The organism is Cytobacillus oceanisediminis (assembly GCF_022811925.1).
Lineage (GTDB): Bacteria > Bacillota > Bacilli > Bacillales > Cytobacillaceae > Cytobacillus > Cytobacillus oceanisediminis_D.
On record NZ_CP065511.1, the window covers coordinates 69763 to 81884 of the forward strand.

Sequence of the window (12122 nt, forward strand, 5' to 3'; positions counted from 1 at the left end):
ATATATTACGGGCAATCATGAATTGCCGTAAACTTCAAAAACACACTGTCATCATTATAACAAGTCCATATATATTTTGCAATATGCGAATTCGGCATCCTAGATTTTCCAAATGAAATCTTATTGCGAACGCTTAGCCTTCATTTCTTCTGCCAAATTAGCAAAAAACTCTTCGTTCGATTTTGTCTGTCTTAGCTTGCGAAGCAGTTTTTCAGCAAAATCCGGTGAATCGGACATGGATTTGCGGATTGCCCACAGCTTGTCCAGGTGATCTTTCTGGATAAGAAGTTCTTCTTTGCGCGTTCCGGAGCGCCGGATGTCGATGGCAGGGAAGATTCTTCTTTCAGCCAAGGAGCGGTCAAGGTGCAGTTCCATATTGCCTGTCCCCTTGAATTCTTCGTAGATGACGTCATCCATGCGTGAACCCGTGTCAACGAGTGCAGTTGCCAAAATCGTTAAGCTTCCGCCCTCTTCAATGTTACGCGCTGCACCGAAGAAACGCTTCGGACGGTGGAATGCCGCCGGGTCAATACCGCCGGAAAGTGTTCTTCCGCTTGGAGGAATAACCAGATTATACGCTCTTGCCAGCCTTGTAATGCTGTCCATTAAAATAACAACATCACGCTTGTGCTCAACGAGGCGCATAGCGCGTTCAAGAACAAGCTCGGCCACTTTAATGTGATTTTCAGGCACTTCATCAAACGTAGAGCTGACCACATCGCCTGCAACTGAACGCTCGATGTCTGTTACCTCTTCCGGGCGCTCGTCAATCAATAGCACGATCAGTTCCGCTTCCGGGTGGTTGGTTGTAATGCTATTGGCAATTTCTTTTAAAAGCATGGTCTTACCTGCTTTTGGAGGCGCAACAATCAGACCGCGCTGCCCAAATCCGACCGGTGCAAGCAGGTCCATAATTCTTGTAGACAGCTGTCTTGTACCTGTTTCCAGTTTCATATGGCGGTTTGGATATAGAGGTGTCAGACCAGGGAAGTGAACGCGCTCTTTTGCGGATTCCGGATCATCGCCATTCACGGCTTCAACTTGCAGAAGGCCGAAATAACGCTCATTTTCTTTTGGAGGACGGACTTTTCCTGAAACCTTATCTCCGTTTCTCAAGTCGAAACGGCGGATCTGGGAAGCGGAAATATAAATATCCTCAGAGCTTGGTGAATAGTTGATTGGACGAAGGAAGCCGAATCCTTCTGACTGAATGATCTCCAGGACACCTTCCATGAAAAAGTAGCCTTCCTGCTCTGCTCTTGCTTTTAGGATGGCAAAAATCAATTCTTTTTTCGATAACTTGCTGTAATAAGAAACTTTATATTCACGGGCAAGCTCATAAAGCTCTTTCAGCTTCATATTTTCTAAACTTGAAATGTTTAAACCCATTTTTACACCACACTTTTGAAATTTTCAATCATTTCCTCCATATGCAGCTGTATTAATATTGAACGGTATATGAAAGGAAAGGGAAAGATACTTTGAGGCACTGAAAATAGCTGAAGAATCTATCATTATGTTCTTAATTAAAGGTTTCGAGGAATGGAACGGTTTGTTGTCCGTTTTTCGGTTGAAATTTTTGAGGTATCCTCTTCTTCGAAAAGCGCAAGCGCCTTGCCCGACCCTCGAGGGGTTAGACGCTGGAGCCATTTAAAAAACAATCTCTATTTTACCCCTTAATATGAAAATTAATCAATAACTAAATTTGATATGGAAAATATGGCAGGAAGGAAATGAAAATGAGCAGGCTGGCGCATATGGCCAGCTCTCATTTTCTTCTATTTTTTATGAAAATTATTTAATAACAAGATTTGGCTTTTTCTTTAGACTATGGCGTCCCTCTACAAAGCGGACCGTACCTGATTTGGCTCGCATGACAAGCGAATGGGTCGAACCATATGAGCCTTTAAACTGCACGCCTTTCAGAAGCTCTCCGTCTGTTACGCCTGTTGCAGCAAAAATGGCATCATCGCCTTTTACCAGGTCTTCCATAAGAAGGACTTTATTAATATCGAGGCCCATCTTCAAGCAGCGCTCAGCCTCTGCGTCATTTTGCGGAAGAAGTTTTCCTTGAATTTCTCCGCCAAGGCACTTAAGGGCAACAGCTGCCAATACGCCTTCTGGTGCTCCGCCTGATCCGAACAGGATATCCACACCTGTCTCATCAAAAGCTGTATTAATGGCTCCAGCTACGTCTCCATCATTGATTAACTTAATTCTGGCACCAGCTTCGCGAAGCTGGCTGATGATGTGCTCATGGCGCTCACGGTTAAGCACTGTAGCCACGACATCCTGGATATCTTTGTTTTTTGCTCTTGCGACCGCTTTCAAATTATCCAAAACAGAAGCGTTAATATCAATTTGTCCAACCGCTTCAGGACCGACCGCGATTTTGTCCATGTACATATCCGGAGCATGCAGAAGGTTTCCGTGGTCAGCTACCGCAAGAACAGCTAATGCATTCCAGCCCCCAGATGCTACGATGTTGGTGCCTTCCAGCGGATCGACAGCAACATCTACACGCGGACCATAGCCTGTTCCAAGCTTTTCCCCGATATAAAGCATTGGCGCTTCATCCATTTCGCCCTCTCCGATAACGACTGTTCCCTTCATTGGTACAGTATCGAATACATCTCTCATTGCAGAAGTAGCGGCATCATCCGCTTCATCTTTTAATCCACGGCCCATCCAGCGTGCTGATGCTAAAGCGGCACCTTCCGTTACGCGAACTAGTTCCATTGACAAACTTCTTTCCATCGATTTTTCCTCCCCGGATTCTTAGGCTGGCAGCATGGCGAATGCGGACCGGCTCTTTACCGCCGGCACCGCATTGCCCGCCTAAATTTGTATTTGTCTGCTGATGTTACTATCAGTCAGCTGTCAATATTCCAAGATGTTTCTCTATTATGCGTTCTTCATTTGTTCCATTTCTTCTTTGCTCATTTCTTCGCGCCAGATTGTGGCACCAAGTCCATTCAGCTTTTCAACAAGATGGCTATAGCCTCTGTCGATATGCTCTAAGCCTGTGACTTCGGTAACTCCCTCAGCCATCAAGCCGGCAATTACCAGTGCTGCGCCTGCGCGCAAATCGCTCGCCTTAACTTTAGCGCCCTGAAGCTGAATTGGCCCATTGATGATCGCCGAGCGTCCTTCCACTTTAATGTTGGCATTCATTCTGCGCAGCTCATCAATATGCTTGAAACGGGCACTATAAATGGTATCCGTAACCATGCTTGTCCCTTCTGTACCAGTTAACAGAGAAGTCAGCGGCTGCTGAAGGTCTGTAGGGAAGCCAGGATAAACAAGCGTTTTAATATCCACTGCTTTCATTTTCTCAGCTGGCCCGACAAATACCTGGTCGTCGTTCGTTTCAACCTGAACGCCCATTTCGCGAAGCTTTGCTATTAGGGACTCAAGGTGATGCGGGATGACATTGTCAATCAGCACACCTTCTCCGGCCGCTGCACCAACGATCATATAGGTTCCCGCTTCAATCCGGTCTGGGATAATCGTATGCTGGCAGCCGTGCAGATGATCCACGCCATCAATGCGAATCACATCTGTGCCGGCACCCTTGATTTTCGCACCCATATTGGTTAAAAGCGTAGCAACATCAATGATTTCAGGCTCTTTTGCAGCATTTTCAATAATTGTTCTGCCTTTTGCCCTGACAGCGGCAAGCATGATATTGATGGTTGCCCCAACGCTGACAACATCGAGATAAATACGGGCTCCGCGAAGCTCATCGGCACGAAGGTAAATGGCTCCCTGCTCATTGGTCACACGCGCGCCAAGAGCTTCAAAACCTTTAATATGCTGGTCAATCGGCCTTGGCCCCAGATGGCACCCGCCAGGAAGTCCAATAACCGCTTTTTTGAATCGGCCGAGCATTGCTCCCATTAAATAATAGGAAGCGCGTAATTTTTTCACTTTTCCGTTCGGCAAAGGCATGGAAATCATGGAAGAGGGATCAACTGTCATATCATTTTCAGAAAATTCGACAGTGCCCCCTATTTCTTCAAGCAAATCTTTTAGAATTTGTACATCCGAAATATCCGGTAAACCTTCAATTGTCACAGGCGATTCCGCTAAAATGGTAGCTGGAATCAATGCTACTGCACTATTCTTCGCTCCGCTGATCCGGACTGTTCCTTTTAATGGATATCCGCCTGCAATCATTAGCTTTTCCATTTGTAACTCCCTTCTAAGCCGTTGTTAAACATACATGCTGATATTTGACTTCAATATTTAAAAAATTGATAGCCCTTACAGCAAAGGCTACACACTACTTTTCTAACCAATTCCGCCAGAAAATAGCCCCAGCTTCTATAAGAAACCAAATAGGCTTGTCTTTTTTTTAATATCGGAAAAATAGTCTTTGGGAAAATATGCACTTACATATTATCATGTATCTGCATTTTGCAACATTGCAAGATGAATAAGGAACAATTTTCCATATGTTTTTTACAGATTCCGACATTATCTTTATCTTATAGTTTACACGAAAAATCAAATCTCATGTATTGTATTCAAAAAAAGTTAAAATTAAGAAAGAAGCACTAAAAGCCGGGGTACAAGTGAAGGGGCTGGCTTTGCTCAAGAAAAGCGCAAGCGCCTTGCCCACCCCCGACACCTCGAGGGGGTAGGCTGCTTGCGCTAGACAGCTCTCAAAGTACAAATAAACAAAGCCAGTTTCCTAGAGTTATTTTTCCGAAGAAAGCATTATCCTCTTGAGTTCCAGTCTGCAAGGAACGCTTCGATTCCCTTATCTGTCAGAGGATGGTTGAATAATTGCTGGATGATTTTATAAGGAACTGTCGCAATATGGGCTCCTCTTAATGCTGCATCCGTCACGTGCTGAGGATGTCTGATGGAAGCTGCTATGATTTCTGTATCAATGTCATGAATCGCGAAGATTTCTGCGATTGTGGAAATGAGATCCAGACCGTTATGGCCAATATCGTCCAAACGTCCAAGGAAAGGAGAAACGTATGTAGCACCTGCTCTTGCAGCAAGCAGCGCCTGGTTTGCACTGAAGATCAAAGTTACATTTGTTTTAATGCCTTCTTTTGAAAAAGCACTTACTGCTTTTAGGCCATCGGGTGTCATTGGCACCTTGATTGTGATGTTCGGTGCAATCGCCGCAAGCTCTCTTCCTTCTTTAATCATGCCTTCAGCATCAAGGGCGATAACCTCTGCGCTTACTGAGCCTGGCACCAAGTCCGTGATTTCACGAAGACGGTCAGGGAAGGATACATTCTTTTCCTTTGCCACCAATGATGGATTGGTTGTTACTCCTGCTACTACCCCAAGGGCGTATGCTTCTTTAATTTCGTCCATGTTTGCTGTATCGATGAAAAACTTCATAATAATCCCACCTTGTTTAATATTTTGATAATTAATGCTGCGGATATCTATGTATTATTAAATAAAGTTGTGATTCTGTAAAGCCTTACAATTGTATGCAGAAATTCCGCAGCAGGCACTCAGTGAACCTCCTGATAAAATACAGGGAAACCGCCCCTAAATCTAGAAGCGGTTTCTTATGCAATGATATTAATTATGCTTTGTTTGAAGAACCAAACTCGCGCATTTTGCCGATTACAGTTTCTTTAATCGCTTCGCGTGCTGGTCCTAAGTATTTGCGCGGATCGTATACTTCTGTATCTGCTGCCAATACTTCGCGAACGCGTTTTGCAGAAGCAATTTGGTTTTCAGTGTTTACATTGATTTTTGCAGTTCCTAAAGAGATAGACTTTTGGATATCCTTTGTTGGGATTCCAGTTCCGCCATGAAGAACTAAAGGAACACCAGTAAGGCTTCCGATCTCTTCCATTTCAGCAAAGCCAAGGTTTGGCTCGCCTTTATATGGGCCATGAACAGAACCTAGTGCTGGAGCAAGGCAGTCGATGCCTGTGCGTTTTACCAGCTCTTCACATTCTTTAGCATCAGCATAAATAACGCCATCAGCAACAACATCGTCTTCCTGTCCGCCGACAGTTCCTAACTCCGCCTCTACTGAAACGCCTTTTGAATGTGCATATTCAACTACTTTAGATGTAGTCTCAACGTTTTGTTCGAATGGATCATGAGAAGCATCGATCATAACGGATGTGAAGCCTGCATCGATCGCTTCTTTACATTTATCAAAACTTGAACCGTGGTCTAAGTGGATAGCCACTGGAACGGTAATTTTGTAATCTTCCAGCAGTCCTTCAACCATCTTTACAACCGTTTTGAAACCGCCCATGTAGCGTGCAGCACCTTCGGAAACACCAAGGATAACCGGTGATTTTTCTTCTTCTGCCGCCTGCAGGATAGCTTGAGTGAACTCAAGGTTATTTAAGTTAAATTGACCTACTGCATAGCCTTCTGATTTTGCTTTATTAAGCATTTCAGTCATAGAAACTAAAGGCATTTTTCTTCCTCCTTATTGATAATCGTTTAAGTTCGTCAGACTAAATACTGTTAAAGTTTTCCCCTTAACACTATCGAATATGTACCCTTAAAATAGTCCGCTAAACAGAGACGATCCTTTGGAATTCATCTGTTATCATACCAAAAAGGACTTAGAAAAGCCATTATTCCAGAGCGTTTTTGTTAATTGTCATAAAGCAAACGCTATCATTTTTATAGCGATGGAATTTCAGGTTAAAAACGGTTAATTTTGGTTTATTTCGAGTTAGGCACAGGCAAATATTTCTTTACCGCTGCCCTGATGTCATCGATATCGAATGGCTTCGCAAAGTGAGTAAGAGCACCCAGATCCTTGGCCTCCTGAATCATATCGAGTTCGCCATATGCAGTCATGATAATGACGCGGATATCTTTATCCACCACTCTCATTCTTTTTAAAATTTCAATCCCATCCATTCCCGGTATCTTCATGTCGAGAAGAACAAGATCAGGCGAATGCTTGGAAACAATGTCGAGAGCCTGGACTCCATTGGCAGCCTGGTATGTGTCGTACCCTTCTTTCTGTAGTACCTCATTAAGCAAAATACGGATTCCGAACTGATCATCTACAATTAATATTTTCCCTTTCATCAAGCCACCTCTTCCTGTCGTATTAAAAGCACTTAGGTTTAAAACCATACTGAATTATGACTGCAGGTCACTTAACTATACATTCTCCTACAGCTAATTTCTCTGTGAAACATGATTATTCCTGCTGGTATTTGCAATTTCAAATGTGAATATTTTACCTTTTCCTCCCTTTTCACTATAATAGAACCGCTAAGTGCAGTGACCGAAGGAGTGAAATAATTTGCTTAAGATGTTTTCTACCCAGCTGACAGGCTTGTTTAAAAGACTTCAGGAAAAGGAAGAGTTTTCCATAGAGGACAGTGCACGCCTATTGGCTCAGGCTGCCGCCGGTGATGGGAAAATATATATTTACGGTACAAAAGAAATGGCTGCGATTGGCTATGAAGCCGTTCAAAGCCAGGAACCGCTTAGAGATGCAGCGATTTTGGAAAGTGATGAGGAAGTCTCAGAAACAGACAGAGTAATCATCTTCTCAAGACATTCAGATGACGAAGACGCAGCCTTTCTGGCAAAATCTTTGTCTGAAAAAGGAATTCCCTTTGTGGCAGTGAGCACTGTTAAGGCGGAAAACAATGTTAACATCGCTGATTTAGCCGATGTCCATATTGATTTGAAGCTTGCTAAAGGGCTTCTTCCTGATGAAGAAGGCAACCGCTTCGGCTATCCGGCTTCCATGGCTGCTTTATTTGTTTATTATGGAATTAAGTTTACGATTGAAGAGATTTTGGCGGAGTATGAATAATAGATGAGCAGAAGCAGCCCCCAATTTTGGGGGCTGCTGTCATTTTTTTAGTTTGTTCCTTATTGCTGAGCTGGCTTCTTTTGGTGCTTGATTACCTGTAATGGCACTTCCAATAATGACTACATCGGCAATACTATCCTTCAATTCTCCGATTGTTTTTTCTGAAATCCCGCCTGCAATAGCGACTTCGATATCATTTAACCCTTTAACAAGCCTGAATAAAGCGGGATCCGCTATAGAACCCTCTTTCTGCATATCCTTTCCTATATGGAGACAAAATAAGTCCGCCCCCAAATCATATAGGCTCTTAACTCTTTTGGCGTCCTTAATTCCCAGCAGATCAATCATAATTCTTTTATTAGCGGCATTTGCAATCTCTAATGCCTGTTTTATCGTGCTGTTATGTGAAAAGCCCATCACAGTCATAACGTCCGCCCCTGCTTTAAAGGCCTGTTCTGCTTCATGTTTTCCTGCGTCACAAGTTTTCATATCCGCCACAATTGTTTTTTCTGGATAAGCAGCCTTCATTTCCCGAACTATCTTCATACCATATTCTTTAATAACGCCCGTCCCGATCTCAATCCAATCGATATTTTCACAAGTTTCATCTGCGATACGGAAACATTCCTGCTCGGTTAAGCGGTCAAGTGCAAGTTGAATTTTCACTTCTATTCTCCTTCTTTTAGAATTGTATTTTATAAGGAAGCAGCCTGAAATAAAAACCACAGGAATACTTCCTGTGGCCTTATTTTTCATATTAAACTCCTGAGTATGCCATAAAGCCGCCGTCAACTGGTACCGTAACACCCGTTACGAAACCAGAATATTCTTCGTCAGCAAGCCACAGCAGCACACCAAGTAAATCTTTTGGCTGGCCAAATCTTTTCATTGGTGTATGAGCAATAATTTTTTCTGATCTGGCCGTATGGGAACCATCTTCATTCAATAATAAATTGCGGTTTTGAGTTGTTAAGAAAAAGCCCGGAGCAATTGCATTTACCCGCAACCCTGTTTCTGCGAAATGTACAGCCATCCACATTGTAAAATTATTAATGGCTGATTTGGCTGCACTATAAGCAGGCACTTTTGTCATTGGCGAGTAGGAACTCATTGATGAGATATTAATAATGATAGGTGATTCCTGCTTTAGCAGTTCTTTGCCAAAAACCTGGCTGGCTAAAAAAGTCCCTGTAAAGTTGCTGGCAAATACTTGGGAGAAGCCTTTCTCATCCATATCAAAGAAGGACTTTTCAGAAGAAGACTCCACATTATAGGTTTCTAAAGAAGTAATGGCATCCGGATGATTCCCGCCTGCTCCATTAATTAATATATCTACCTGCCCAAAGTGGCTGATCACTTCTTCCCTTGCTTTTTCCAGGGATTCACGATCTAAGACGTCTGCTGCAACAGCAATCGCTGTTCCCCCTGCTTTTTCAATTTCGGCCGATACCGCAGCTCCCTTTTCTGCCGTACGATTAAGAATCGCCACTTTCACACCATGCCTTGCGAGCTCCCTGGCCATTTCCGAGCAAAGCACTCCGCTTCCGCCCGTAATCACAGCTGTTTTTCCATTTAAATTTTCATGTATTGGAAACATTAGCATTCTCCTTATTTCTCAGATTGATAGGCATCCCATAATCCGTGAAGATACATGATTCCAAGAGCCCGGTCATATAATCCATATCCCGGTCTGCAGTCTTCACCCCAAAGATGCCGGCCGTGGTCAGGACGTACGTAGCCCTCATATTGAATCTCGGATAACTCTTTGACGACCCCTTTAATATTGATTGAACCATCTGCAGTCAAATGAGAAGTCTCAATAAAATCACCATTCTCGAATATTTTTACATTCCGGATATGGGCAAATGGTGATCTTCCTGCAAATTTTTTTGCCAGGTCAACCATGTCATTTTGCGGATTAGCCCCTAGAGAACCCGTACAAAATGTAATGCCGTTGGAGGGAGAGTCGGAAATAGATAGGAGTTTCTGCAGACTTTCTTCTCCGGTCATGATTCGCGGCAGGCCAAAAATGGACCAAGGCGGATCATCCGGGTGGATAGCCATCTTGATGCCTGCTTCTTCTGCCACTGGCAGAATTTCCTTTAGGAAATAGCCCAGATTGTCCCATAAGTCCTCTGCAGTTACATCCTGATACGCTGCAAATAACTCTTTAATCCGGGACATTTTCTCCGGCTCCCAGCCAGGAAGAGTCAAATCAGAAGCCTCGGAAACCGTTTTGATTAAATCCTGCGGATCCAGATTTTCCACTTTGTTCTTTTCATAAAATAATGCCGTTGAGCCATCTGGAAGTGCGCGGTATAAGTCAGTCCGCGTCCAATCAAAGACAGGCATGAAGTTATAACATATAACTTTTACCCCAAGTTCACCCAGGTTCCGAATGGTTTTCTTATAATTTTCTATATATAAGTCCCTTTCATTGTTTCCCAGCTTAATAGATTCATGTATATTAACACTTTCCACCACATTTGCATGAAACCCAAAGGACTTTATAAACTCAATTTCAGATTTAATCTCGTCTGTCTCCCAAACTTCCCCGACAGGTTTCCTGTGAAGGGCCCAAACGATTCCTTTCACATTGGGAATCTGTTTCACTTGTTCAAGAGTTACGGTATCATTATCCCTTCCATACCAGCGAAAGGTCATATTCATTTTCCGCCGCCTCCATTAGTCGCTTCGACATATTTTCCACAAAGTGCTTTTACTGATTCTTTCCCGCCAGCTTTGTATGCCTTGTTTAAGTCACTTCCAATGCCGGCTGCGACAGCGCCAGCATCAAGCCACGCACCGACATTATCTAAATTCACCCCGCCAGTGGGCATGATGCGTACCTGTGGCAGGGGACCATTGACTGCACCGATAAATGATGGATCAAAACGATTAGCCGGGAACAGCTTTACAATGTCACAGCCATATTCGAGAGCTGTCATGATTTCAGTTATGGTCATGCATCCAGGAAGATATGGAATGCTGTATCGATTGCAAAGCAAGGCTATATTCTTATCAAAATGCGGACTAACAACAAATTCCGCCCCATTTAAAATGGCATGACGGGCTGTTTCCGAATCCAGAACTGTCCCAGCCCCGATTACACCGTCTGAACCTCTTAAAGTCTGAAACACTTTTTCCGCTTCAGGTGTAGTATAAGTCACTTCAATAGCACGAAATCCGCCTTCAATGGCTGCTTCAGAAATATCAATCGCTTCTTCAGGTGTTTTTCCGCGCACAACTGCAACCACTTTTGATTCTATTAGCTGGTTAAGTTTCTCTATTTTTAAGTTCATCTAATCTCCCCTTAATCGAAAACAATAACTGCTTTTCGAACCTGGTCAGGATTGTTCTCTACATATTGGAATGCTTCCTTCACTTCACTAATTGAAAACTGGTGGGTGATAAACCCGTTTGATTGAAGCTTTCTTTCATTGAGTAAAGAAACAACCTTTTCAAATTGGTTTGTCTGCAGCCTTGAGCCAACAATGGTTACTTCTTTTTTAGTGATTGGAAGCTGCGGAATGGATGATGGCCGTTCATCAAACCCCAGCACAACTACCGTGCCAGCAGGCGATACAAGATTTACGCCAAGCTCAAAGGTAGAAGGCAGACATACTGCATCAATCACAACATTTGGTCCTTCACCATCTGTCAATTCCAATACCCGATCTTCTACAGACTCTTCCGATGCATTAATAATTTCATCTGCCCCATTTTCTTTTGCAAATGCTAGTCGCTCCTGCTTCAAATCACTGATAATGACTCTTGCTCCCTGCAGCTTCGCCATTTTTAAAATGCATATGCCTATCGGGCCGCTTCCCTGAATGAATACAGTATCACCTTCTCCAACAGCCCCGCGCCACACAGCCTGAGCTCCAATGGTGTAGGGTTCAGCCAATACGATTTCATCCCATTCTAAAGATGAATTCACAACATGAAGCTGTTTTTCAGGCAGTACAAAGAATTCCCGCAAGCCTCCATCTTCATGAACACCAAAAACAGATAAAGACTGACATACATTCGGGCGCCCTTTCCGGCATGCGTAGCACTCTCCGCAGTAGCGGATTGGCTCCACTACAACATGGTCACCAGGTTTTATTCCTGAAACATTTGACCCGACTTTAACGACTTCTCCTGCCACTTCATGGCCAACAATTCTTGGATAAGTGGCAAGTGGATTTGTACCATGGTAAATATGCATATCAGAACCGCATATACCGACCCTTTTCACTTTCACCAGGACTTCATCGGGATCGCTTATAACTGGTGTTTCTATATCAATAACTTCCATTTCCATTGCACTTGGAATTTGAACTGCTTTCAT

At 43.4% G+C, this 12122-nt stretch carries 12 protein-coding genes; 1 reads left to right on the forward strand and 11 read right to left on the reverse strand.

Annotated elements, in window-relative coordinates; genetic code table 11:
- Window positions 1–120 precede the first annotated feature (120 nt).
- The 6 genes from rho to IRB79_RS00390 form a co-directional block, all read right to left on the reverse strand.
- On the reverse strand, window positions 121–1389 hold the full coding sequence (rho, locus tag IRB79_RS00365) for a transcription termination factor Rho (RefSeq protein WP_113882361.1): 1269 nt from the start codon (window positions 1387–1389) through the stop codon (window positions 121–123).
- Between the two features lie 405 nt (window positions 1390–1794).
- A complete protein-coding gene (gene glpX / locus IRB79_RS00370; RefSeq protein WP_009332282.1) occupies window positions 1795–2757 on the reverse strand; it encodes a class II fructose-bisphosphatase in 963 nt (320 codons plus the stop codon).
- A 147-nt stretch (window positions 2758–2904) separates the two neighbouring features.
- Window positions 2905–4191 carry a UDP-N-acetylglucosamine 1-carboxyvinyltransferase gene (locus IRB79_RS00375; RefSeq protein ID WP_243506219.1) on the reverse strand — a complete coding sequence of 429 codons (1287 nt, stop codon included), beginning with the start codon at window positions 4189–4191 and terminating at the stop codon, window positions 2905–2907.
- Window positions 4192–4722: 531 nt separating this feature from the next.
- Window positions 4723–5367 carry a fructose-6-phosphate aldolase gene (gene fsa / locus IRB79_RS00380; protein WP_243506221.1) on the reverse strand — a complete coding sequence of 215 codons (645 nt, stop codon included), beginning with the start codon at window positions 5365–5367 and terminating at the stop codon, window positions 4723–4725.
- A gap of 193 nt (window positions 5368–5560) precedes the next feature.
- Window positions 5561–6418: a class II fructose-bisphosphate aldolase gene (locus IRB79_RS00385; RefSeq protein WP_019380596.1), complete on the reverse strand. Its 858-nt coding sequence runs from the start codon at window positions 6416–6418 to the stop codon at window positions 5561–5563.
- Window positions 6419–6672: 254 nt separating this feature from the next.
- Complete coding sequence (locus IRB79_RS00390; protein ID WP_175502221.1) at window positions 6673–7050, reverse strand: response regulator; 378 nt, start codon at window positions 7048–7050, stop codon at window positions 6673–6675.
- 217 nt (window positions 7051–7267) lie between these two features.
- Here IRB79_RS00390 and IRB79_RS00395 point away from each other — a divergent pair, with 217 nt between their 5' ends.
- Window positions 7268–7789, forward strand: a complete 522-nt coding sequence (locus tag IRB79_RS00395) for a DUF2529 domain-containing protein (RefSeq protein ID WP_243506223.1) — start codon at window positions 7268–7270, stop codon at window positions 7787–7789.
- Window positions 7790–7828: 39 nt separating this feature from the next.
- Here IRB79_RS00395 and hxlA read toward each other — a convergent pair whose 3' ends face one another.
- The 5 genes from hxlA to IRB79_RS00420 all read right to left on the reverse strand — a co-directional run bounded on the left by hxlA (window position 7829) and on the right by IRB79_RS00420 (window position 12122).
- Complete coding sequence (gene hxlA, locus IRB79_RS00400; RefSeq protein WP_243506225.1) at window positions 7829–8455, reverse strand: 3-hexulose-6-phosphate synthase; 627 nt, start codon at window positions 8453–8455, stop codon at window positions 7829–7831.
- A 91-nt stretch (window positions 8456–8546) separates the two neighbouring features.
- Window positions 8547–9386, reverse strand: coding sequence for an SDR family oxidoreductase (locus IRB79_RS00405; protein ID WP_243506226.1), 840 nt, complete (start codon window positions 9384–9386; stop codon window positions 8547–8549).
- Window positions 9387–9397: 11 nt separating this feature from the next.
- Complete coding sequence (gene uxuA / locus IRB79_RS00410; protein ID WP_243506227.1) at window positions 9398–10459, reverse strand: mannonate dehydratase; 1062 nt, start codon at window positions 10457–10459, stop codon at window positions 9398–9400.
- Window positions 10456–11091, reverse strand: a complete 636-nt coding sequence (locus IRB79_RS00415) for a bifunctional 2-keto-4-hydroxyglutarate aldolase/2-keto-3-deoxy-6-phosphogluconate aldolase (protein ID WP_243506228.1) — start codon at window positions 11089–11091, stop codon at window positions 10456–10458. Before IRB79_RS00415 ends, uxuA begins: the two co-directional genes overlap by 4 nt.
- An 11-nt stretch (window positions 11092–11102) precedes the next feature.
- The gene (locus tag IRB79_RS00420; protein ID WP_243506229.1) at window positions 11103–12122 is read right to left on the reverse strand and encodes a zinc-binding alcohol dehydrogenase family protein; all 1020 of its coding nucleotides are present in this window, start codon (window positions 12120–12122) and stop codon (window positions 11103–11105) included.

Coding starts and splice junctions, on each gene's coding strand:
- rho (WP_113882361.1), bottom strand. CDS start 1,389: ATGGGTTTAAACATTTCAAGTTTAGAAAATATGAAGCTGAAAGAGCTT.
- glpX (WP_009332282.1), bottom strand. CDS start 2,757: ATGGAAAGAAGTTTGTCAATGGAACTAGTTCGCGTAACGGAAGGTGCC.
- IRB79_RS00375 (WP_243506219.1), bottom strand. CDS start 4,191: ATGGAAAAGCTAATGATTGCAGGCGGATATCCATTAAAAGGAACAGTC.
- fsa (WP_243506221.1), bottom strand. CDS start 5,367: ATGAAGTTTTTCATCGATACAGCAAACATGGACGAAATTAAAGAAGCA.
- IRB79_RS00385 (WP_019380596.1), bottom strand. CDS start 6,418: ATGCCTTTAGTTTCTATGACTGAAATGCTTAATAAAGCAAAATCAGAA.
- IRB79_RS00405 (WP_243506226.1), bottom strand. CDS start 9,386: ATGTTTCCAATACATGAAAATTTAAATGGAAAAACAGCTGTGATTACG.
- uxuA (WP_243506227.1), bottom strand. CDS start 10,459: ATGAATATGACCTTTCGCTGGTATGGAAGGGATAATGATACCGTAACT.
- IRB79_RS00415 (WP_243506228.1), bottom strand. CDS start 11,091: ATGAACTTAAAAATAGAGAAACTTAACCAGCTAATAGAATCAAAAGTG.
- IRB79_RS00420 (WP_243506229.1), bottom strand. CDS start 12,122: ATGAAAGCAGTTCAAATTCCAAGTGCAATGGAAATGGAAGTTATTGAT.